General features: G+C 60.1%; 17 protein-coding genes. 6 read left to right on the top strand and 11 right to left on the bottom strand.

All coding sequences use genetic code 11. The annotated features are described in order from the left end of the window. The first annotated feature begins 13 nt into the window (after positions 1 to 13). The 4 genes from nagA (at position 14) to nagE (ending at position 6,456) form a co-directional block, all read left to right on the top strand. Positions 14 to 1,120, top strand: a complete 1,107-nt coding sequence (nagA, locus tag AB4O11_RS13665) for an N-acetylglucosamine-6-phosphate deacetylase (RefSeq protein ID WP_460089955.1) — start codon at positions 14 to 16, stop codon at positions 1,118 to 1,120. Then, positions 1,101 to 2,123: an SIS domain-containing protein gene (locus tag AB4O11_RS13660; RefSeq protein WP_460089953.1), complete on the top strand. Its 1,023-nt coding sequence runs from the start codon at positions 1,101 to 1,103 to the stop codon at positions 2,121 to 2,123. The genes nagA and AB4O11_RS13660 overlap by 20 nt, the downstream gene beginning before the upstream one ends. Positions 2,124 to 2,203: 80 nt before the next feature. Next, the gene (gene ptsP, locus AB4O11_RS13655; RefSeq protein WP_460089952.1) at positions 2,204 to 4,717 is read left to right on the top strand and encodes a phosphoenolpyruvate--protein phosphotransferase; all 2,514 of its coding nucleotides are present in this window, start codon (positions 2,204 to 2,206) and stop codon (positions 4,715 to 4,717) included. A gap of 23 nt (positions 4,718 to 4,740) precedes the next feature. Continuing rightward, the gene (nagE, locus tag AB4O11_RS13650; RefSeq protein ID WP_460130920.1) at positions 4,741 to 6,456 is read left to right on the top strand and encodes an N-acetylglucosamine-specific PTS transporter subunit IIBC; all 1,716 of its coding nucleotides are present in this window, start codon (positions 4,741 to 4,743) and stop codon (positions 6,454 to 6,456) included. A gap of 105 nt (positions 6,457 to 6,561) precedes the next feature. Here nagE and AB4O11_RS13645 read toward each other — a convergent pair whose 3' ends face one another. Then, positions 6,562 to 6,924, bottom strand: a complete 363-nt coding sequence (locus AB4O11_RS13645) for a DUF6124 family protein (RefSeq protein ID WP_460130917.1) — start codon at positions 6,922 to 6,924, stop codon at positions 6,562 to 6,564. Positions 6,925 to 7,600: 676 nt separating this feature from the next. On the opposite strand from AB4O11_RS13645, the gene AB4O11_RS13640 reads away from it, so the two are divergent. Further along, on the top strand, positions 7,601 to 7,978 hold the full coding sequence (locus AB4O11_RS13640) for an EF-hand domain-containing protein (protein ID WP_460130915.1): 378 nt from the start codon (positions 7,601 to 7,603) through the stop codon (positions 7,976 to 7,978). A 397-nt stretch (positions 7,979 to 8,375) separates the two neighbouring features. Here the strand turns inward: AB4O11_RS13640 and AB4O11_RS13635 are convergent, their stop codons facing one another. After that, on the bottom strand, positions 8,376 to 8,687 hold the full coding sequence (locus tag AB4O11_RS13635) for a YqfO family protein (RefSeq protein WP_042607740.1): 312 nt from the start codon (positions 8,685 to 8,687) through the stop codon (positions 8,376 to 8,378). A gap of 5 nt (positions 8,688 to 8,692) precedes the next feature. Next, on the bottom strand, positions 8,693 to 12,589 hold the full coding sequence (gene purL / locus AB4O11_RS13630) for a phosphoribosylformylglycinamidine synthase (RefSeq protein ID WP_460130913.1): 3,897 nt from the start codon (positions 12,587 to 12,589) through the stop codon (positions 8,693 to 8,695). A gap of 285 nt (positions 12,590 to 12,874) precedes the next feature. Here purL and mltF point away from each other — a divergent pair, with 285 nt between their 5' ends. Continuing rightward, positions 12,875 to 14,335, top strand: coding sequence for a membrane-bound lytic murein transglycosylase MltF (gene mltF / locus AB4O11_RS13625; protein ID WP_016986102.1), 1,461 nt, complete (start codon positions 12,875 to 12,877; stop codon positions 14,333 to 14,335). A gap of 124 nt (positions 14,336 to 14,459) precedes the next feature. Here the strand turns inward: mltF and pdxJ are convergent, their stop codons facing one another. The 8 genes from pdxJ to lptF form a co-directional block, all read right to left on the bottom strand. Next, positions 14,460 to 15,203, bottom strand: coding sequence for a pyridoxine 5'-phosphate synthase (gene pdxJ / locus AB4O11_RS13620; RefSeq protein WP_093436895.1), 744 nt, complete (start codon positions 15,201 to 15,203; stop codon positions 14,460 to 14,462). Between the two features lie 207 nt (positions 15,204 to 15,410). Further along, the gene (gene recO / locus AB4O11_RS13615) at positions 15,411 to 16,100 is read right to left on the bottom strand and encodes a DNA repair protein RecO (protein WP_093436899.1); all 690 of its coding nucleotides are present in this window, start codon (positions 16,098 to 16,100) and stop codon (positions 15,411 to 15,413) included. A 168-nt stretch (positions 16,101 to 16,268) separates the two neighbouring features. Continuing rightward, positions 16,269 to 17,171 carry a GTPase Era gene (gene era, locus AB4O11_RS13610; RefSeq protein ID WP_007909024.1) on the bottom strand — a complete coding sequence of 301 codons (903 nt, stop codon included), beginning with the start codon at positions 17,169 to 17,171 and terminating at the stop codon, positions 16,269 to 16,271. Then, positions 17,164 to 17,853, bottom strand: a complete 690-nt coding sequence (gene rnc / locus AB4O11_RS13605) for a ribonuclease III (protein ID WP_093436904.1) — start codon at positions 17,851 to 17,853, stop codon at positions 17,164 to 17,166. The genes era and rnc overlap by 8 nt, the downstream gene beginning before the upstream one ends. A 169-nt stretch (positions 17,854 to 18,022) precedes the next feature. Continuing rightward, on the bottom strand, positions 18,023 to 18,877 hold the full coding sequence (lepB, locus tag AB4O11_RS13600; RefSeq protein WP_093436909.1) for a signal peptidase I: 855 nt from the start codon (positions 18,875 to 18,877) through the stop codon (positions 18,023 to 18,025). Between the two features lie 5 nt (positions 18,878 to 18,882). Further along, entirely contained in the window at positions 18,883 to 20,682 is a 1,800-nt protein-coding gene (lepA, locus tag AB4O11_RS13595) for a translation elongation factor 4 (RefSeq protein WP_460130908.1), read from the bottom strand. A 173-nt stretch (positions 20,683 to 20,855) separates the two neighbouring features. Then, entirely contained in the window at positions 20,856 to 21,917 is a 1,062-nt protein-coding gene (gene lptG / locus AB4O11_RS13590) for an LPS export ABC transporter permease LptG (RefSeq protein WP_093436914.1), read from the bottom strand. Then, positions 21,910 to 23,031, bottom strand: a complete 1,122-nt coding sequence (gene lptF, locus AB4O11_RS13585) for an LPS export ABC transporter permease LptF (RefSeq protein ID WP_460130906.1) — start codon at positions 23,029 to 23,031, stop codon at positions 21,910 to 21,912. The genes lptG and lptF overlap by 8 nt, the downstream gene beginning before the upstream one ends. Between the last annotated feature and the right edge of the window lie 35 nt (positions 23,032 to 23,066).

Raw genomic sequence — 23,066 nt, 5'->3', positions numbered from 1 at the left:
AGCGAGAACCAAAATGTCCGAAGACAACATCCTTACCGCCAGCGGCTGGATTCGCGGCCGGCTGGTCCACGAACACGGCAAAGTCGTGTCGATCGAAGGCGTGCCCTGCGATCCGGCCGACAATGACCTGCCGTATCTGCTGCCGGGTTTCATCGATCTGCACGTCCACGGCGGCGGTGGCAAAGACATCATGGAAGGCGCCAGCGCCTTCGAGACGATCACCAGAACCCACGTGCGTTTCGGCACCACCTCGCTGCTGGCCACCACCATGACCGCGCCGAGCGCCGAGATCTCCAGTGTCTTGAAAGAAGTCGGAGAGTTCTGCGAACAGCGTCCGCAAGGTGCCGCGCGAGTCCTCGGCGTACATCTCGAAGGCCCGTACATCAATCCGGGAAAACTCGGCGCGCAACCGAACTTCGCCCACACCGCGTTAATGGCCGAAGTCGAAGAATATCTGGCACTGGCGCCGATCCGGGTGATCACCATCGCCCCGGAAATCGCCGGCCACGACGGTTTGATCCGTGAGCTGAGCAGCCGTGGCGTGCGCATGCAGATCGGCCACACCCTCGGCAGTTACGAAGAAGGCGTCGCCGCCCTCGATGCCGGCGCGACCAGTTTCACCCACCTCTACAACGCCATGAGCCCGCTGCATCACCGCGAGCCGGGCATCGTCGGCGCCGCGCTGGCCCACGCCAAATTCGCCGAGCTGATTCCGGATTTGCTGCACGTGCATCCCGGTGCGATCCGCGTGGCCTTGCGTTCGATCCCGTGCCTGTATTGCGTCACCGATTCGACCGCCGCCGCTGGCATGCCCGACGGTGAATACAAGCTCGGCAGCCACACCGTGACCAAATGCCTGGGCGGCGTACGCCTGCCCGACGGCACGTTGGCCGGCAGCACCCTGACCATGGATCAGGCCCTGCGCAATCTGGTGAAGATTGGTTTGCCGCTCGCCGAGGCCTCGCAGCGCCTGTCGCAATTTCCCGCCGACTACCTCGGCATCAACGAACGCGGGCGCCTGCAACCAGGGGCCTGGGCCGACTGCGTGCGGCTGGATCGCTCACTCACACTGACCGCCGTCATGGTCGAAGGAGAAGACATTGACTTCAAAAATGCTTGAGGAGGCGCTGTCCTCGTTCGAGGCCGTGCAAGCCCAACTGCAACAGCTCGACCCGCAAATGATCGAAATTGCCGGGCGCCTGCGCCGTCAGCCACCGCAAGTGGCAATGACTGTGGCGCGCGGCAGTTCCGACCACGCTGCGAGCTACTTCGCCTACCTGACCATGCAGCAACTCGGCGTACCGGTGGCGTCGTTGCCGATGTCGGTGGTGACCATGCAGCAGGCGCCGTTGAAGGTCAGCGGTCAGGTCGCGTTCGCCTTTTCCCAGTCGGGGCAAAGCCCGGATCTGGTCAACAGCCTGCGCCTGTTGCGCAAGCGTGGCGCGCTCAGTGTGTCGATGGTCAACGCCGCCGATTCGCCACTGGAAGCCGCGTGTGAATTCAGCGTTCCCCTGCTCGCCGGGACTGAAAGCAGCGTCGCCGCGACCAAAAGTTTTATCGCCACCCTCAGCGCCAGCGCCCGTTTGGTCGCGCACTGGAAAGAGGACAGCGAATTGCTCGAAGCCGGCAACGCCCTGCCGGAAGGCCTGCGCGAAGCGGCGAAACAGGACTGGAGCGTGGCCATCGAAGCACTGCGCGATTGCCAGCGTTTGATGGTCATCGGTCGCGGTGCCGGTTTTGCCATCGCCCAAGAGGCGGCGCTGAAATTCAAGGAAACCTCGGCGATTCAGGCCGAAGCCTTCAGCAGCGCCGAAGTGCGTCACGGCCCGATGGCACTGATCGACGAACACTATCCGTTGCTGGTTTTCGCCCCACGCGGTGCCGAGCAGGCTGGCCTGTTGAGCCTCGCGGCAGAAATGCGTCAGCGCGGCGCCCGTGTGTTGTTGGCCGCGCCGGATGACGTGACCGAGCGCGACCTGACCCTGACCCGCGCCGAACACCCGGCCCTTGATCCGATTCTGGCGATCCAGAGTTTCTACGTGATGGCCGCCGGTCTGGCGGTGGCCCGTGGCATGGACCCGGATCAGCCGCGCCACCTGAGCAAAGTGACCCGCACGCATTAATTGAAGCAAGCCTGTAGGAGCTGCCGAAGGCTGCTCCTATAGGGGACATCGAACCGAGATATAACCGATGAGACCGAGCCATGCACAACAACAATAAAGAGCTGACCCTCAGCGCCCCGCTCAGCGGCCCGGTGCTCACGCTCGCCAAAGTCCCGGACGCGGTGTTCGCCAGCGGCGCCATGGGCGACGGCATTGCTATCGACCCGATCAACGACACGCTGTATTCGCCGTGCGCCGGAATGATCATTCACGTTGCCCGCACCGGCCACGCGCTCACCGTGCGTGCCGACAACGGCGCGGAGATCCTTCTGCATCTGGGCCTCGACACCGTTGAGTTGAACGGCGAAGGCTTCTCGATGCTGGTCAAGGATGGCACCCGCGTCAGCAAGGGCCAGCCGTTGTTGCGCTATGACCTGGACAAGGTCGGCCAGCAATGCAAAAGCCTGGTCAGCCTGTTGATCCTGACCAACAGCCAGGATTTTCAGGTGCGGCCGATTACGCTCAAAGCAGTGAAAGTCGGCGAGCCGTTGCTGCACATTATTGCGCGCAACGGTCTGGCGGCGAGCGCAGCAGTCATCGACGGGCCTGAGGTTCTTGGCCATGTTCTGGTGGCCCATCGCGGTGGTTTGCATGCCCGCCCGGCTGCGTTGATTCGGCAGACTGCGCAAGGGTTCAAGAGCCAGTCGCAACTGCACTTCGCCGGCAAATCGGCGCCGTGCAACAGCCTGATCGGTTTGATGGGCCTGGCCGTTGGCGAGCAGGATGAGGTGCAGGTCAGTTGCCAGGGGCCGGACGCTGAAGCGGCGTTGCAAGCGTTGCTTACGGCGTTGGCCACCGCGCTGCCGGGTGATCATCACGCTGCGGCGCCGGTCAATGCTGCCACTCTTAAGCGCCCGGCCGAGGCTGGCGTGTTGCACGGTGTCTGCGCTGCGCCAGGACTGGTTGGCGGGCCGCTGTTTCGTTTGAACGCGATCAGTTTGCCAGCGGATGCGGGCAATCATGATCCGCTACGGCAACAGCAGGTGCTCGACACGGCGCTGACTCAGGTCCGCAACGAAATCGACGCCACCCTCGCGCAAGCGAAAAAACACAGGAATGCCGACGAAGAAGCGATCTTCGCCGCGCATCTGGCTCTGCTGGAAGATCCGGCGCTGCTTGATGCTTCGCAACAGTCCATCGAACAAGGCACTGCAGCCACTCACGCCTGGAGCCAGTCAATCGACGTGCAGTGCGAAATGCTGCAGCACACCGGCAGCGCGCTGCTGGCCGAGCGCGCCAACGATCTGCGTGACCTCAAGCAACGGGTGTTGCGGGCATTGCTTGGTGAAGCGTGGCATTACGACGTACCGGCCGGTGCCATCGTCGCGGCGCATGAACTGACGCCTTCGGATCTGCTGCAACTCAGTGCGCAAGGCGTTGCCGGGTTATGCATGGCCGAGGGTGGCGCGACGTCGCATGTGGCAATTCTCGCTCGCGGCAAAGGTCTGCCGTGCATGGTGGCGTTGGGTTCTGCCTTGCTTGATCAGCGACAAGGCCAAGCGGTGGTGCTCGATGCCGACGGAGGACGCCTCGAACTGACGCCAGATGCCGAACGCCTGGCTGAAGTTCAGCAGGCGCAACTCGACCGTCAGCAGCGCCGCGACGCACAGCAAGCCAAGGCTCACCTGCCTGCAGAAACCCGCAACGGCGTGACCATCGAAGTCGTCGCCAACGTTGCCTCCAGCGGTGAAGCGGTAGATGCCTTCGCCAACGGCGCTGATGGCGTTGGTCTGTTGCGCACTGAGTTTTTGTTCGTCGATCGTCAGACCGCGCCGGATGTCGAAGAACAGCGTGCGGCCTATCAAGGCGTACTGGACGCGATGGGCGAGCACCCGGTGATCATCCGCACCATCGACGTCGGCGGCGACAAGCAACTCGACTACCTGCCGCTGCCGGTCGAGGCCAACCCGGTGCTCGGCCTGCGCGGCATTCGTCTGGCTCAGGCGCGCCCGGAAATCCTCGACCAGCAACTGCGCGCGCTGCTGCAAGTCAGCCCGCTGCGCCGCTGCCGGATCCTGTTGCCGATGGTCACCGAAGTGGATGAGTTGCTGCACATCCGCCAACGCGTAGATGCGTTGTGCCTGGAGCTGAAGATCACCCAACGCCCGGAAATCGGCGTGATGATTGAAGTCCCTGCCGCCGCATTGCAGGCCGAACAACTGGCCGAACATGCGGACTTCCTTTCCATCGGCACCAACGATCTCTCCCAATACACCTTGGCCATGGACCGCGACCACGCCGGCTTGGCCGCTAGGGTCGACGCCCTGCACCCGGCGCTGCTGCGCCTGATCGCCATGACCTGCGAAGGCGCGGCAGTGCACAAGCGTTGGGTCGGCGTCTGCGGCGCCCTCGCCTCCGACCCGCTGGCCACACCCGTTTTGATCGGCCTCGGCGTGAGCGAACTTTCGGTCAGCCCGGTGCAGATCGGTGAAATCAAGGACCGCGTGCGTCAACTGCACGAAGCCGAATGTCAGCGCCTGAGTCGCGACCTGCTCAAGCTGAGCAGCGCCGCCGCCGTGCGTCACGCCTGTCATCAACATTGGCCTCTGCGCTAACAAAAACAAAAAGGACAAACGCCATGTACCAACTCTTCATCGAAGGCCTGCAACGCCTCGGCCGCGCGCTGATGCTGCCGATCGCGATCCTGCCGATTGCCGGCCTGCTGCTGCGTCTGGGTGATACCGACCTGCTGAACATCGCGATCATCCACGATGCCGGCCAAGTGATCTTCGCCAACCTGGCGATGATCTTCGCCATCGGCATCGCCGTCGGTTTCGCCAAGGACAATAACGGCACCGCCGGTCTTGCCGGAGTGATCGGTTATCTGGTGATGATCTCCACGCTGAAGGTGCTCGATGCGAGCATCAACATGGGCATGCTCGCCGGGATTGTCAGCGGCCTGATGGCGGGCGCGCTGTACAACCGCTTCAAGGACATCAAGCTGCCGGAATACCTGGCGTTCTTCGGTGGCCGGCGGTTTGTGCCGATTGTCACCGGGTTCGCGGCGGTCGGCCTCGGTGTCGTGTTCGGCTATATCTGGCCGCCGATCCAGCACGGCATCAACGCGTTTGGTGCGCTGATGATGGAAAGCGGCAGTATCGGCGCGTTCGTGTTTGGCGTGTTCAACCGCCTGCTGATCGTCACCGGCCTGCACCACATCCTCAACAACATGGCGTGGTTCGTGTTCGGCAACTTCACCGATCCAACTACCGGGGCTCTGGTGACGGGTGACCTGTCGCGCTACTTTGCCGGTGATCCGAAGGGCGGGCAGTTCATGACCGGCATGTTCCCGATGATGATCTTCGGCCTGCCGGCGGCGTGTCTGGCGATGTACCGCAATGCACTGCCGGAACGACGCAAGGTGATGGGCGGAATTTTCCTGTCGATGGCGCTGACTTCGTTTTTGACCGGGGTGACTGAGCCGATTGAATTTGCCTTCATGTTTCTGGCGCCGCTGTTGTATCTGCTGCATGCGCTGCTGACCGGGTTGTCGATGGCGATTACCAATGCGCTGAACATTCACCTCGGCTTCACCTTCTCCGGCGGCTTCATCGACATGGTGCTGGGCTGGGGCCGCTCGACGAATGGCTGGTTGGTGATTCCGGTCGGGCTGGCGTATGCCGTGGTGTATTACGCGGTGTTTGATTTCTGCATTCGTCGTTTCAATCTGAAGACGCCGGGGCGTGAGGATGTGGCGACGGCTGAAAAAGCGGTTTTCGCGGAAAACGAACGCGCCGGGGCTTACATCAAGGCACTCGGGGGTGCAGACAACCTTGTGACTGTCGGTGCCTGCACTACGCGGTTGCGACTGGAAATGGTGGATCGCAACAAGGCATCCGATGCAGACCTGAAAGCATTGGGTGCGATGGCCGTTGTGCGTCCGGGCAAGGGTGGCAGTTTGCAGGTGGTGGTCGGTCCGCTGGCCGACAGCATTGCTGATGAGATTCGCCTGGCGATGCCGGCCTTGGGGCGTGCGGTTCTTGCTGAACCTGTAGAGGTTGTCGAAGAGCCGAAAGCGGTTGTGGTCGCAGGCACCGAAGCTCAGCAATGGCTGAATGCGCTGGGTGGTGGCGACAACGTGCTGCAACTGGATTGCATTGCCATGAGCCGGATTCGCTTGCTGTTGGCGGATGGCAATGCGCTGTCCGAGGCGCAGTTGAAGGAGCTGGGTTGTCAGGGTGTCAGCCAGTTGGAGGGTGGGGTCTGGCACTTGTTGGTGGGTGAAAAAGCTGCGAGTTTGAGTGGAGCACTTGAAGCGCTGGTCAATCGCAGTGAGGTCAGTGCCAAGGTTTAGAGGTCTGGTGTCTGGATCGGCCTCATCGCTAGCAGGCTAGCTCCCACAAGAGAATGCATTTCACTGTGGGAGCCAGCCTGCTGGCGATGAACGATGACGCGGACGTCAGGTTTGTGGGTCGACTCGATCCAGCGCTCGATTTACCGCCAGTTCGGCGAGCATGACGATTTGCTGGATACCTAATACCGTGCTGCGCTGCGAACCGCTTAGCTCATTGGCGAAGTTGCTGGCGGCGGTGCTTGCCGAGGCTAACGATTCGCAGGCGTGGGCGAGCAGGCTTTCGGTGTCGACCTCTGGGCGGACCATGAACATGGTGCTCGGTCGGCAGGGCTTTGCGGGGGCGGGGCACAGATAGAAGTCGAGGGCGCGTTTGATGGCTTCGCGGTTTCGGGCCTGGTCTTCGGCGCGGAGGGCTTCTTCGAGTGGGGTTTTGGTTTCGGGGGGTGGGTCGGGAATTAGCTTGTCCAAAATTCAACTCCTGCTACAGCAAGTGAGGATGCCATCGTTCGCCGGATCTCACGCGGCGAAGAGGTGGCAGCTATGTGCAGGGTGAGATCCACCGGAGCAGGCAACCGGCCAGACCGAAGTCTGCCCGCACACAGCCGCCATAAAACAGGCAGCAGATTGAGCTGGCGCCAATTATCGTGGTGTTGGCGCTAGTTGCAAGCATTCCGGGGATCTCACGCCCGGTCGCTGAATTGGCAGCGACAGACAAAGCCTAGAGAGCAGGCGTCCGACGGACAACCTGAAAACCTTGTGGGAAGGTTCTGCTACTTCGACACTGCTTTAAACAGTCAAAAGCAAACCCTCACCCTAGCCCTCTCCCAGAGGGAGAGGGGACTGACCGAGGTGTTTGGTGGATGTACGCCGACGTGAAATACCGAGTCGAATTCAGATTCTGAAAAGTCCAAAAATCGACTCCTCACCCTCGGGTGAGGGCTGGGCGGGCGGCGATCCGATCAGGGGCGAATCCAGCACAAAACCCAGCTCGGCTGCCCCCCCACATTGCTGGCACTGTCAACTGTCAACTGTCAGGTCTGACAGTTGACCGCCTCGATCGACCTTATTACGTTGGCTGAATCAGGCAGTTTTTATGTCGTAGCCTCGATAACCCGAAGCTCAATTCATTAAGGATGGCTGCGACATGGCAAAGAAAATGACGGACGCAGAACAACTGGAGCATCTGAAAAAAACCTTCAGAGATCTTGATGAAAATTCAGACGGAACTCTTACTTTCGAAGAGTTCGCCAACGGTGCTCAAGGCTTTGAAAAAACCATGAGAACTTGGGTTTGGGATGAGTACAACAAGGATCGGAACAGCAAATTAACCCTGGAAGAGTACCTGGCCCCAAAAAAAAGAAGCCCGCCGAATAGTTTCGTCACCTCCAGGCCGCCATCGCTGGCAAGCCAGCTCCCACAGAGCAAAGCAACACCACCACCCCGCTCCTCACCACTCAACAGGATGAGCGTTAGCTCGGCTGCTGCTTGTGATCTTGATCCACCGGCCCCGTCGGCAGGCTGAGTGGAGGGATTTATCCGGGGGTGGGAGCGCAGCGACCATTTGGCGCAGCCAAATGCATCGAGAGGAGGTGCAGCGAAGCAAACCGTAGGCGATGCGCCCGGATGGATCCCGGAGCGAAGGAACCCCGAGCTTTAGCGAGTGGGCCGAACGTTGGGGCAAGCGTTTTTTTGCTTACTTTTTTAGGCGTTTGTAAAAAAAGTGAGTCGCCGTAAGGGCGAAACCGCCAGCCGCAGCACCCGAAGAAACGAATATTCACTCAGTCAGCCAGAACATGGTCGCCTGTCAGGGCGCCATCGCGAGCAGGGGGCTCACTCCTCCAGAACAGCAAATCGCAGGCAACAAAAAACCCGCAGACAATCACTCATCTGCGGGTTTCTTGTTTCAGCAGCAAGAAAAATCAGAAATCTTCCAGCCGCCACACCTCATAAGCCGGCGTCTCGTAGGGATGGCTCAACTTGAGCGCCGCCACAACAGCCACGATCAACTCATCCGCCACTACAAGCTCAACCTTCCATTCCTCAACCCGCTCAACCTGCCCTGCCTCACCAATAAACGGCTGACTGCCGTCCAAAGGTCGAAACTGGCCCAGACCAAGCACCTGCCACGCACAGTGGTCATAGTCACCGATCCGCCCACCACCGGCAGCGAACACAGCCCCTTTGACCACCTCGACATGACTGTCAGGAACAAAAAACGCCAGCTTGTACACGAGAATCAGTTAACCCAGACACGAGCATTACGGAACATACGCATCCAGGGTGCATCCTCGTTCCAGTCTTCCGAACGCCACGAGTTCTGCACCGCGCGGAACACACGCTCCGGGTGCGGCATCATGATCGTCACACGGCCATCACGGCTGGTGAGACCGGTAATCCCGCGCGGCGAACCGTTCGGGTTGGCCGGATAACGCTCAGTGACCTTGCCATGGTTGTCGACGAAACGCATCGCCACGCAACCGGACAGATCGGCTTCCAGCAGGGCTTCTTCGCTGGAGAACTCGGCGTGACCTTCACCGTGAGCGATGGCGATCGGCATACGCGAACCGGCCATGCCTTGCAGGAAGATCGAGTTCGACTCCTGAACCTGAACCATCGCCACGCGCGCTTCGAACTGCTCGGAACGGTTACGCACGAAGTGCGGCCAGAATTCGCTGCCCGGAATCAGCTCGTGCAGGTTGGACATCATCTGGCAACCGTTGCACACGCCGAGGGTGAAGCTGTCGTTACGTTCGAAGAAGCTCTGGAACGCATCGCGGGCGCGGCTGTTGAACAGTGCCGACTTGGCCCAGCCTTCACCGGCGCCGAGAACGTCGCCGTAGGAGAAACCACCGCAGGCCACCAGACCTTTGAACTCGTTCAGGTCGACACGGCCGGCCAGAATATCGCTCATGTGCACGTCGATCGCGTTGAAACCGGCGCGGTCGAACGCGGCGGCCATTTCCACCTGACCGTTGACGCCCTGCTCACGCAGCACGGCAACCTGAGGGCGGATGCCTTTCTTGATGTAAGGCGCGGCGATGTCCTGGTTGACGTCGTAGCTGAGCTTGACGCTCAGGCCCGGGTTGTCTTCTTCCAGCAGCACGTCGAACTCTTGCTCAGCGCAGTCGGCGTTATCACGCAGACGCTGGATCTGGTAGCTGGTCTCGGCCCACTGACGTTGCAGCAGACGACGCTGACCTTCGAACACGGTGTCACCGTTGAAGGTGATGTTGATCTGGCCATTGTTGATCGGCTGACCGATCACCGATACGCAGTCGCCCAGGCCGGCCGCGCTGAATTGCGCGAGGATATCTGGCGTGGCGTCCTGACGAACCTGGATCACGGCGCCCAATTCTTCGTTGAACAGGATCGCGGCGATTTCCGCCGAAGACTCGGCAACGCTGTCGAGGTTCAGGCTCAGACCGCAGTGGCCGGCGAAGGCCATTTCCACCACGGAGGTCAGCAGACCACCGTCGGAGCGGTCGTGGTAAGCCAGCAGGTGACCGTCGGCGTTGAGGCCCTGTATCACGGCGAAGAAGGCTTTCAGGTCTTCGGCGTCATCGACGTCCGGCGCGTGTTTGCCGAGCTTGCCGTGAACCTGAGCAAGGATCGAAGCACCCATACGGTTCTGACCGCGACCGAGGTCGATCAGGATCAGGTCGGTGGTGCCCTTGTCCATGCGCAGTTCCGGGGTCAGGGTCTGACGGATGTCAGCCACTGGCGCGAAACCGGTCACGATCAGCGACATCGGCGAGGTCACGGTTTTTTCTTCGCCGTTATCGTTCCAGCGGGTGGCCATGGACATCGAGTCCTTGCCCACCGGAATGGTGATGCCCAGCTCAGGGCACAGTTCCATACCGACCGCTTTCACGGTGTCGTACAGACGCGCGTCTTCGCCCGGGTGGCCGGCCGCCGACATCCAGTTCGCCGACAGTTTGATGTCGGAGAGCTTGTTGATACGCGAAGCAGCAATGTTGGTCAGGGTTTCGCCGATGGCCATGCGGCCCGACGCCGGAGCGTCCAGCAGTGCCAGCGGAGTCCGCTCGCCCATCGCCATCGCTTCACCGGTGTAAACGTCAAAACTGGTGGCGGTGACAGCAACGTCGGCCACCGGAACCTGCCATGGGCCAACCATTTGGTCACGGGCCACGAGGCCGGTGATGGTGCGGTCGCCGATGGTGATCAGGAAGCTTTTGCTCGCCACGGCCGGGTGATGCAGAACGCGTTCGATGGACTCGCTGATGTCGAGGTTCGACGGATCGAAGTCATCGCCCAACTCAGCTTCGCGAACCACCGAACGGTGCATGCGCGGGGCTTTGCCCAGCAACACTTCCAGTGGCATGTCCACCGGGTTGTTGCCGAAGTGGCTGTCGGTCACGGTCAGTTGCGGCTCGGCAGTCGCCTCGCCGACTACGGCAAACGGGCAACGCTCACGTTCGCAGATCGCCTGGAAGCGCTCGAAGTCTTCCGGACCTACCGCCAGAACGTAACGTTCCCGGGATTCGTTGGACCAGATTTCGTGCGGGGCCATGCCCGGCTCGTCGTTGGGAATGTTGCGCAGTTCGAAACGGCCACCGCGGTCGCCGTCGTTGACCAGTTCCGGGAAGGCGTTGGACAGACCGCCCGCGCCCACGTCGTGGATGAAGCTGATCGGGTTTTTGTCGCCCAGTTGCCAGCAACGGTCGATGACTTCCTGGCAGCGACGCTCCATTTCAGGGTTTTCACGCTGCACGGAAGCGAAGTCGAGATCCGCCGAACTGGTGCCGGTGGCCATCGAGGACGCAGCGCCGCCACCCAGACCGATGAGCATCGCCGGGCCGCCGAGGACGATCAGCTTGGAGCCAACCACGATCTCGCCTTTCTTGACGTGTTCTTCGCGGATGTTGCCCATGCCGCCAGCGAGCATGATCGGCTTGTGGTAACCACGAACTTCGTCACCGTGCGGGGTGGTGATCGATTGTTCGAAGGTACGGAAGTAACCGGTCAGGGCCGGACGGCCGAATTCGTTGTTGAACGCAGCGCCGCCGAGCGGGCCTTCGATCATGATGTCCAGCGCGGTAACAATGCGCTCAGGCTTGCCGTACGGCACTTCCCACGGCTGTTCGAAGCCCGGGATCTGCAGGTTCGACACGGTGAAACCGGTCAGGCCAGCCTTTGGCTTGGCGCCACGGCCGGTTGCACCTTCGTCGCGGATCTCGCCACCGGAACCGGTCGATGCGCCCGGGAACGGAGCAATTGCGGTCGGGTGGTTGTGGGTTTCAACCTTCATCAGGATGTGCACCGGCTCCTGCACCGCGCCGTACTGGCGGGTTTCAGGATTCGGGAAGAAACGGCCGGCAACGTTGCCGACGATCACCGAGGCGTTGTCCTTATAAGCCGACAGAACGCCTTCGCTGTGCATCACGTAGGTGTTCTTGATCATGCCGAACAGGCTTTTTTCCTGGTTCTCACCATCAATATCCCAACTGGCGTTGAAGATTTTGTGGCGGCAGTGCTCGGAGTTGGCCTGGGCGAACATCATCAGTTCGATGTCGTGCGGGTTGCGCTTCAAGCCATTGAAGGCGTCGACCAGATAGTCGATCTCGTCTTCGGCCAGAGCCAGGCCCAGCTCGGTATTGGCTTTTTCCAGCGCAGCGCGACCACCACCGAGGATGTCGATTGCAGTCAGCGGCTTCGGCTCGGCGTGACTGAACAGACCGGCGGCCTGTTCGAGGTTGGCCAGGACGATCTGGGTCATGCGGTCATGCAGCACGTCGGCAATCTGCTGCGCTTCAGCTTCGCTGAACTGACCGGCGACGTAGAAGGCGATACCGCGCTCCAGACGCTGGATCTTGCTCAGGCCGCAGTTGCGGGCGATGTCGCTGGCCTTGCTCGACCATGGCGAAATGGTGCCGAAACGCGGCAACACCAGAAACAGACGGCCGGTAGGCTCTTGTACCGGAACGCTTGGACCGTACTTCAGAAGGCGCGCAAGCACCTGCTGTTCGTCGCCGGTCAGGACGCCGGTGACTTCGGCGAAGTGAGCGAATTCAGCATACAGGCCACTGACAGCTGGAACCTTCTGGCTCAGTTGCTCAAGGAGTTTGCTGTGGCGAAAGGCAGAAAGGGCAGGAGCGCCGCGCAGGATCAACATCTTCGGGACAGCCTCGGGAAGGGGTGTGCTTTGAGGCCGTGCATTCTAGCCTAAACCGCCCTCAACATCACCCGAAACGCTACGCACGGTTGCACTCGGGTATCAATCTGTGTTTCCGACTTCAGAGTCAGGTAAATCAGCGATTCAGAGGCAGCTTATTTTTACTGTAACAAAATGCCGTCAAGCCCCGTTTCTGCGGGGTTTCGTGCAGTTTTGTGATCGCTAGCAGACTCGCCCTGCACTGTCGAGATATGGCGCCCGCAGCCGTTTGCGTATACTGCGCAGATGTTTTTCCCAACGGCTTTGCGTCCGCGGTACGCCAAATGGCTGATCGCAACCGGACTCTTCCTGATGCTTGGTGGCTGTGTTGATAAACCCAACACACTCGAGCGCGTAAAGGAGGATGGTGTGCTGCGGGTGATTACCCGTAACAGCCCCGCCACCTACTTTCAGGATCGCAGCGGTGAAACCGGCTTCGAATACGAGCTGGTGAAGCGTTTCGCCGACGATTTGGGTGTCGAGCTGAAGATCGAGACCGCCGACAACCTCGACGACCTCTTCGATCAGATCGGCAAACCGAACGGCCCGGTGCTGGCCGCCGCCGGTCTGGTCAGCAGCGATCAGCGCAAGCAGCAGGTGCGCTTTTCGCACTCCTACCTTGAAGTCACCCCGCAGATCATCTATCGCAACGGCCAGTCACGGCCGACCGATCCTGGCGATCTGGTCGGCAAGAAGATCATGGTGCTCAAGGGCAGCACCCACGCCGAGCAACTGGCGGAGCTGAAAAAGAAATTCCCCGGCATCGAGTATGAAGAGTCCGACGCGGTTGAAGTGGTCGACCTGCTGCGCATGGTCGATGAAGGCCAGATCGACCTGACCTTGGTCGATTCCAACGAAGTGGCGATGAATCAGGTGTACTTCACCAACATTCGTGTGGCCTTCGACCTCGGTGATGCGCGCAGCCAGAGCTGGGCGGTCGGCCCGGGCGAAGACAACAGCCTGCTCAACGAAATCAACGCGTACCTGGACAAAGTGCAGAAGAACGGCACCCTGCAACGCTTGAAGGATCGCTATTACGGCCACGTCGATGTTCTCGGCTATATGGGCGCCACGACCTTCGCCCAGCACTTGCAGCAGCGCCTGCCGAAATACGAACAGCACTTCAAGAATTACGCGAAGAAAGAGAAAGTCGACTGGCGTCTGCTGGCGGCCATTGGTTATCAGGAATCGCTGTGGCAGCCGACGGTTACCTCGAAGACCGGCGTGCGCGGGCTGATGATGCTGACCCAGAACACGGCACAGGCAATGGGCGTGTCCAACCGCCTCGATCCGAAGCAGAGCATCATGGGCGGCGCCAAGTACCTGGCTTATATGAAGGATCAGCTCGACGATTCGATCAAGGAGCCGGATCGCACCTGGTTCGCCCTCGCGGCCTACAACGTCGGCAGTGGCCACCTGGATGACGCGCGCAAGCTGACGGCCAAGGAAGGGCTGAACCCGGACAAATGGCTGGATGTGAAGAAGATCCTGCCGCGCCTGTCGCAGAAACAGTGGTACAGCAAGACGCGTTATGGCTACGCCCGAGGCGGCGAGCCGGTGCACTTTGTGGCGAACATTCGTCGCTACTACGACATTTTGACCTGGGTGACGCAGCCGCAACTTGAGGGTGATCAAGTGGCTGAGGGCAATCTGCATGTGCCCGGTATCGACAAGTCGAAACCCGCTCAAGAACCTGCCCCGCTCTAATCAACACCCCAAATCAAATGTAGGAGTGAGCCTGCTCGCGATAGCGGTGGGTCAGTCAATTAATTTTGTCTGACACACCGATATCGCGAGCAGGCTCACTCCTACAAGGGTTTTGAGTTGAAGCTTAAGGCTTGGCAGCAGCCAGGATCAGCGCCTTCATTTCTGCTACCGCAGACTTGAAGCCCACGAACAACGCATGCGCCACCAGCGCATGGCCGATGTTCAGTTCGTTGATGCCTTTGATCGCCGCTACGGCTTCAACGTTGTGGTAGTGCAAGCCGTGACCCGCGTTAACGATCAGGCCTTGGGCCAGACCAAACGCCACGCCATCGGCGACACGCTTGAGCTCTTCTGCCACTTCGGTCGGGGTTTCGGCATCGGCGTAACGGCCGGTGTGCAGTTCGATGGCCGGCGCACCGACACGCTTCGACGCTGCGATCTGGCGCTCGTCGGCATCGATGAACAGCGACACTTCGCTGCCGATCTTCGACAGACGTTCAACCGCTGCCTTGATGCGCTCTTCCTGTCCCGCCACATCCAGGCCACCTTCAGTGGTCAGCTCCTGACGGGTTTCCGGGACGAGGCAAATGTGCGCCGGACGAATGCGTTCGGCAAACGCCATCATTTCTTCGGTGACGCCCATTTCGAAGTTCATGCGGGTTTGCAGCACATCCTTGAGCAGCAAGACATCGCGCTCCTGGATATGCCGACGGTCTTCACGCAGGTGCACGGTGATGCCATCGGCCCCCGCCTCTTCCGCGTCCAGCGCCGCCTTGACCGGATCCGGGTAGCGCGTGCCACGAGCCTGACGCAGGGTGGCGACGTGGTCGATGTTCACGCCAAGAAGAATGCGATTGCTGGTGGTCACGGATGCGCGCTCCTGAAGAAAAAGATTCGGCGCACAGCATACACGGTGAAGGGTCTGTTTACGTCTGGGCGCGGCGGCAACGGGATGCTGGCTGAGTGCAGGGCAAGGCGCGAGGAACGAAGTTTGGTTGCGCCAAATGAGTTCCGAGCAACGCGGCCCTGCGCGCAGCCAGCGCCCGTTGCGCCGCGTCCAGACGTAAACAGACCCTTAGGGCTTGCGAAACAGCTCGCGACTGACGAGAGGGCGACCGCCCAGGTGAACAGCCAGTGCCTGACGCATCAAGCGCTTGGCGGCGGAGAGCGCGCCGGGGGCGGTCCAGTCGGCTTCGGCCATGGCCAGTAATTCGACGCCGTTGAACAGGCCGGGTTGCAGCAGAAAGACCCGCTCAAGCCCGGCATCCACTTGCAGACGATAAAGACCATCCGGCGCAACAGGTTCGCCATGGACGTCGGTATTCAACGAAAAGCCGTAACCGAGATCGTCCAGCAGCCGCCATTCGAAGGAGCGCAGCAACGGCTCCAGTGGACGACCTTCGGCCAATGCCAGCAAGGTCGCGGCGTAGTGATCGAAGACACCCGGGTGCGGGTCTTCGGCAGGCAGCAGGCGAATCAGCAATTCATTGAGATAGAGACCGCTGAACAGCGCTTCACCGTTGAGCCACGCCGAGGTGCCAGAGCTCTCCATGCGCCCGACGTTCTTCAGCTCACCCTTGCCACGAAACTCGACTTCCAGCGCCACGAACGGACGCGCCAATGTCCCGGCCTTGCCCCGCGCACTACGCAACACCGCCCGCAGCCGACCTTGCGGCGTGAGGAAGTCCACCAACGCACTGGTTTCGCGGTAGGCGCGAGAATGCAGGACGTAGGCGGGTTGGGCGGGAGGCGGGTTTTGCGACATGGAGCTCTCATTGATAAAAACGCGGTTTTTTATTCACCCCAAAACCAATGTGGGAGCGAGCTTGCTCGCGAAAGCAGGGTGTCAGTCAACAAATATGTCGTCTGGCACTACGCCTTCGCGAGCAAGCTCGCTCCCACAGGTTTTTTCGGTGTTGCGACAACCGTGTACTTACAGGTCGCCGTAACCCAGCGAACGCAGCGCACGCTCGTCATCGGACCAGCCGCCCTTCACCTTGACCCACAGGTTGAGCATGATCTTGGAGTCGAACAGCAGCTCCATGTCCTTGCGCGCTTCGGTGCCGATGCGTTTGATACGCTCGCCCTTGTCGCCAATGATGATTTTCTTCTGGCCGTCACGCTCAACGAGGATCAAAGCATGAATGTGCAGGGTCTTGCCCTGCTGCTTGAACTCTTCGATTTCGACGGTGATCTGGTACGGCAGCTCGGCGCCCATCTGGCGCATGATTTTCTCGCGCACCAGTTCAGCGGCGAGGAAACGGCTGCTGCGGTCGGTGATCTGGTCTTCCGGGAAGAAGTGATCGTTCTCCGGCAGATGATCAGCGATAACCTTTTCCAGCGCGTCGAGGTTGTGCCCGTGCTGCGCGGAGATCGGGATGATCTGCGCGTTCGGCAACTGCTCCTGCAACCAGCTCAGGTGCGGCATCAGCTCGGCTTTGTCTTCGATGCGGTCGGTCTTGTTCAGCGCGACGATCAATGGGCCGGTGACGTACTGCACGCGTTCCAGCACCATCTGGTCTTCATCGGTCCACTTGGTGCGGTCAACGACGAAGATCACCACGTCGACGTCTTTCAACGCTGCCGAAGCGGTTTTGTTCATGTAACGGTTCAGGGCCTTTTCGCCACCCTTGTGCATACCAGGGGTATCGACGTAGATCGCCTGCACGTCACCTTCGGTTTTGATCCCGAGCATGTTGTGGCGAGTGGTCTGCGGCTTGCGCGAGGTAATGGCGAGCTTCTGGCCAAGGATGTGGTTCAGCAGCGTCGACTTACCGACGTTGGGACGGCCGACGATGGCAACATAGCCACAGCGAGTTGCGTTTGTATCAGTCATTGCCATTCTCCACGCCCAGGGCAATCAGTGCTGCGGCGGCCGCTACCTGTTCGGCAATACGACGGCTTACACCCTGACCTCGGCTTTTTTCATTCAGTAAGACAACTTCGCACTCGACGAAGAAGGTTCGACAGTGCGGCTCGCCCTGGATATCCACCACTTCGTAGCGTGGCAGTTCACAACCTCGCGATTGCAGGTGTTCCTGCAGGCGGGTCTTCGGATCCTTGTTGGTATCGACCAGCGTCAGGCCTTCGAACTCGCCGGCCAGCCAGGCCAGCACGCGCTCGCGCGCCATGTCCATGCCGGCGTCAAGGTAGATCGCGCCGATCAAGGCTTCGAGGGCATCGGCCAGAATCGATTCGCGACGGAAACCGCCGCTTTTCAACTCACCGGAACCCAGTCGCAGGTAATCGCCAAGGTCGAAACCGCGAGCCAGTACGGCCAGCGTCTCACCTTTTACCAGGCGTGCGCGCAAACGCGACAACTGGCCTTCGCGGGCCAGCGGGAAGCGATCGAACAGTGCCTCGCCGGCGACAAAATTGAGGATGGCATCGCCGAGGAATTCCAGACGCTCGTTGTTGCGCCCGGCAAAACTTCGGTGCGTCAGGGCCAGCAGCATCAGCTCCTGATCCTTGAAGGTGTAACCGAGCTGGCGCTCGAGACGGCTTAGAGAAACGCTCACGGTTTACCCACGCTGAGTTCGTGGCTGAATTCCACTGCCATCGCCGGGATGCGGCGCAGGCCTGGGACAATTAACGCTGTGTTCAAAAATTAAATCCTGGCGATTGCGAAGCCGATTGTGCCGGCTCCAGAAATGCATTCGGCGCTGTGGTCAACAGCGCCGTGTGTAATTACTTGATCAGGCCAACCCGCGAAAAATTCGGCAGGTGACTGAGTTTTGATTCCGGCCAGCTCATCCAGACCGCGAAGGCCTTGCCGACGATATTCTGGTCTGGAACCATGCCCAGCAGATCCTTGGGAATGTTCGGATCATCCCAGTAGCGACTGTCGTTCGAGTTGTCGCGGTTGTCGCCCATCATGAAGTAGTGCCCGGCCGGCACGGTCCAGGTATGGTCCGGCGTGGCGCGGTAACGGCTCATTTCCTTGCGGATCAGGTGTTCGGCAGCGCCGAGTTTTTCTTTGTAGAACTCGGCGCTGCCGAGCATGCCTGGCTCCGGGCCGACCAACTGTTCGGCCACCGACTCGCCGTTGATGAACAGACGCTTGTCAGCGGTGTAACGCACCGTATCGCCCGGCAAGCCGACTACACGCTTGATGTAATTGACGTTCGGATCACTTGGATAGCGGAACACCATCACATCACCGCGCTGCGGATCACCCACTTCGATGATTTTCTTGTCGATCACCGGCAGACGGATCCCGTAAGAAAACTTGTTCACCAGAATGAAGTCGCCGACGTCCAGGGTGGGTTTCATCGAGCCCGAAGGGATCTGAAACGGTTCCACGAGGAACGAGCGCAGCACCAGCACGATGAACAACACCGGAAAAAACGACTTGCCGTATTCGACCAGCAGCGGCTCTTTGTTCAGTTTTTCAACGACCACTACATCAGGCTGGCTGACACTGCCTTGATAGGAGGCAATGGCAGCACGCCGACGCGGCGCCAGGATCAACAGATCAAGCAACGCCAACAGGCCGCAGACGAACACGGCGATGACCAGCAACAGCGGGAAATTTAGTGACATAGGACCTAACTATCCAACCTGAGCACTGCGAGGAAGGCTTCTTGTGGAATTTCCACGTTGCCGACCTGCTTCATGCGTTTCTTACCGGCCTTTTGCTTCTCGAGCAGTTTCTTCTTACGGCTGACGTCACCGCCGTAGCATTTGGCCAATACGTTCTTTCTGAGCGCCTTGACGGTTGTCCGGGCAACGATCTGACCACCAATGGCGGCCTGAATGGCTACGTCGAACATCTGACGAGGAATCAGTTCTTTCATCTTCTCGGTCAACTGGCGACCTTTGTAGTGCGAGTTGTCACGGTGCACGATCAACGCCAGGGCATCGACCTTGTCGCCGTTGATCAGCACGTCCAGTTTCACCAGATTAGCCGATTGGTAACGATCGAAATGGTAATCCAGCGAAGCATAGCCGCGGCTGGTGGATTTGAGACGGTCGAAGAAGTCCAGGACCACTTCGTTCATCGGCAGGTCGTAGGTGACCTGCACCTGATTGCCGAGGAACAGCATGTCGACTTGAACGCCACGCTTCTCGATGCACAGGGTGATGACGTTGCCCAAGTGTTCTTGCGGCACCAGAATGTTGGCCCGCACGATCGGCTCGCGCATGTCTTCGATCGACGACACATCCGGTAGCTTGGATGGGTTGTCGACGTAAATCGTTTCACCGGTTTTCAGCACCAGCTCGAAAATTACCGTTGGCGCAGTGGTGATCAGGTCCAGGTCGTACTCGCGCTCGAGGCGCTCCTGGATGATTTCCATGTGCAACATGCCAAGGAAGCCGCAACGGAAGCCGAAGCCCAGTGCGTCGGAGCTTTCCGGGGTGTACTGCAACGACGAGTCGTTGAGGGTCAGCTTCTGCAGCGCTTCGCGGAAGTCCTCGAAGTCGTCGGAACTGACCGGGAACAGACCGGCGTAAACCTGTGGCTGAATGCGTTTGAAGCCGGGCAGCACTTCAACGTCCGGGGTCGAGGCCGGGGTCAGGGTGTCACCGACCGGTGCACCGTGAATGTCCTTGATGCTGGCGATGATGAAGCCCACTTCGCCGGCTTTCAAATCAGTGGTGGCGGTGTGTTTAGGGTTGAACACGCCGACGCTGTCGACCAGATGGATCTTGCCGGTGGACTTGACGAGGATCTTGTCGCCCTTCTTCACGCGGCCATGACGTACACGTACCAGGGAAACAACGCCCAGGTAGTTGTCGAACCACGAGTCGATGATCAACGCTTGCAGCGGATCTTCAATGTTGCCGGTCGGCGCAGGAATGGTATGCACCAGGCGCTCGAGCACTTCGTCGACACCCAGACCGGTTTTGGCGCTGCAGGTAACGGCGTCGGTGGCATCGATGCCGATGATTTTCTCGATTTCGTCTTTTACGCGATCAGGATCAGCCTGCGGCAGGTCGATCTTGTTCAGCACCGGCATGACTTCAAGGCCCTGCTCGATCGCGGTGTAGCAGTTGGCTACGGACTGAGCTTCAACGCCCTGACCGGCATCGACCACCAGCAAGGCACCCTCACACGCAGCCAGGGAACGGCTGACTTCGTAGGTGAAGTCGACGTGGCCCGGGGTGTCGATGAAGTTCAGCTGGTACTTGATGCCGTCTTTGGCGGTGTAATACAGGGTGACGCTGTGGGCCTTGATGGTGATCCCGCGTTCACGTTCCAGGTCCATGGAGTCCAGCACCTGGGCTTCCATTTCACGCTCGGCCAGGCCGCCGCACATCTGGATGAAGCGATCGGCCAGCGTCGACTTGCCATGGTCAATGTGGGCGATGATGGAGAAATTGCGGATATGACTCAAATCACTCACGGATCAACACTCAAAAAGGCTGCAGGCATGGCCCGCCGAAAAATAGCCGGGAATTGTACCTGATACACGGCGCAAGCGTCACGTTCGCCTGTCACCCGGATTGCATGCAAAAACGCCCCGATCTGTCGACCGAGGCGTTTTCGAGGTTTAAAACACAGGTCAATCGCCTGTCATCAACCGGCTCTTCGCAGCAGCCAGACACCCGCCAGCGCACAGACCCCGGCCGGCACCAGCACCGCAAACAGCGGCGAGAAACCGAACACCAGGCTCGACGGGCCGAGCAAATCCTGGACGATACGGAAGGTGAAGCCCACCAGCACGCCGGTAAACACCCGCTGACCGAGGGTTACCGAGCGCAGCGGACCGAAAATGAAGGAGATCGCCATCAGCACCAGTGCTGCGGTCACCAGCGGCTGCAACACCTTGACCCAAAATGCCAGCCAATAGCGGCCGTTGCTCAGGCCCTGCTCGGACAGATAGTGGATGTAGCCCCACAAACCACTGATCGACAGCGATTCCGGTGCCATGACCACGGTGCTGAGCAATTGCGGGCTCAACGCCACGTCCCATTGCTCGCTCGGGGTATTGACGACTTCGGTGCTGCGTTCATGGAACAGCGTGGTGGCAACGTCGGTGAGCTGCCACTTGTTGCCGTCGAACTCGGCCTTCTTGGCGAAACTCGAACTCAGCAGGTGACGCTCTTTGTCGAAGTGATAACGGGTCACGCCATACAGCAGGCCGTTGGGTTGCACGGCGTTGATGTGGATGAACTCTTCACCCTGACGGTGCCACATACCGTGCTTGGCACTTTGCGCGTCGCCGCTGCCTTGCGCCAGCGAGCGATTGGCCTGGGCCATGCTCTCGGTCGCCGGCGCGACGTATTCGCCGATCAGCACGCCAGCCAGCATCAGCACCAGCATGGGCTTCATTACAGCCCACACGATACGGCCGATGGACACGCCAGCGGCGCGCATGACGGTCAGCTCACTGCTACTGGCCAGACTGCCGAGGCCGATCAGGCAACCGATCAACGCCGCCATCGGCAGCATTTCGTAGAGACGGCGTGGCGCGGTCAGCAACACAAAGCTCAGAACATCGACGAGGGTGTAGGTGTCGCTGACGTCGCCCATCTCATCGATGAAGGCGAACAAGGTTGCCAGACCGAGAATGATTGCCAGCACGGCAATGATCGCCATGAACACGCTGCTGCCGATGTAGCGGTCGAGTTTAACCACGGGTCACCTCCAGCGCTGCAGCGCGACGGCTGGCCATCTTCAGACGCAGCGGCTCCCAATAGAGCAAACCGAGACCGATGAACAGGAAGATCGCATGCACCCACCACAGGCCCAGGGCTGGCGGGATCTTGCCTTTTTCAAGGGCGCCGCGGGCGGCAATCAGAATGGTCAGGTAAGCCATATAAAGAAGAATCGCCGGCAGCAGCTTGAGGAAACGCCCTTGGCGCGGATTGACTCGCGACAGCGGCACCGCCATCAGGGTCACGATAAACACCAGCAGCGGCAGGGACACACGCCATTGCAGTTCGGTTTTGGAGCGGATGTCATCGCTGCCCAGCAGAGACGAGGTCGGCATGGCGTCGCGATCGGTGACTTCTTCGCTGACGTCCGGCTTGGGCAGCAGTACACCGTAGGTTTCGTAGTGAATGGCGCGGTAATCGGCCTGACCCGGGCTGCCGTCGTAGCGGTAGCCGTTATCGAGGATCAGATAGCGGTTGCCGTCGGGGCGCACTTCCTGGCGACCGCTTTCGGCCACCAGCACGGAAATCCCGCGATCCTTTTGATCGGCACCGAGGTTTTTCTGCGAAATGAATACGCTGCCCAGATTGACGCGATCGTCGCTCAGGGTCTCGGTATAGGTGACCCGAGTACCATCACGCAGGGCCTGAAAGCGACCCGGCTCGAGGGTGTCGAATTCGGTCAGGGCGTCTTGCTTGTTCAGCAGCAACTGGAATTGATTGGCGCCTTGCGGGGCCAGGCCCAGGCTCAGCCATGCCACCACCAGTGCCACCAGCGTCGCCGGGAACAGCGTCATGCGAAACAGCTTCTGCTGACTCATGCCAGTGGCCGAGAGCACGGTCATCTCGCTTTCCAGATACAGGCGACCGTAGGCCAGCAGGACCCCGAGGAACAGACCCAGCGGCAGAATCAGCTGCATGAAACCCGGCAGGCGATAGCCCATGATCAGGAACAACGAGCCCGGATCGAGCTGGCCGGCAGCGGCCTGAGCCAGATATTTGATGAAGCGACCACTCATGATGATGACCAGCAGCACAGCACTCACGGCGCTGAGGGTCAACAGGACTTCGCGGGACAGATAACGGAAGACGATCAAACCAGACACTCCAGGGTTGTCAGGCTAAGGCGGCC

Source organism: Pseudomonas sp. H1_D05 (assembly GCF_054682705.1).
The sequence above is the reverse complement of the archived record's forward strand: the minus strand, read 5'-3'. Positions and strand labels throughout refer to the sequence as shown.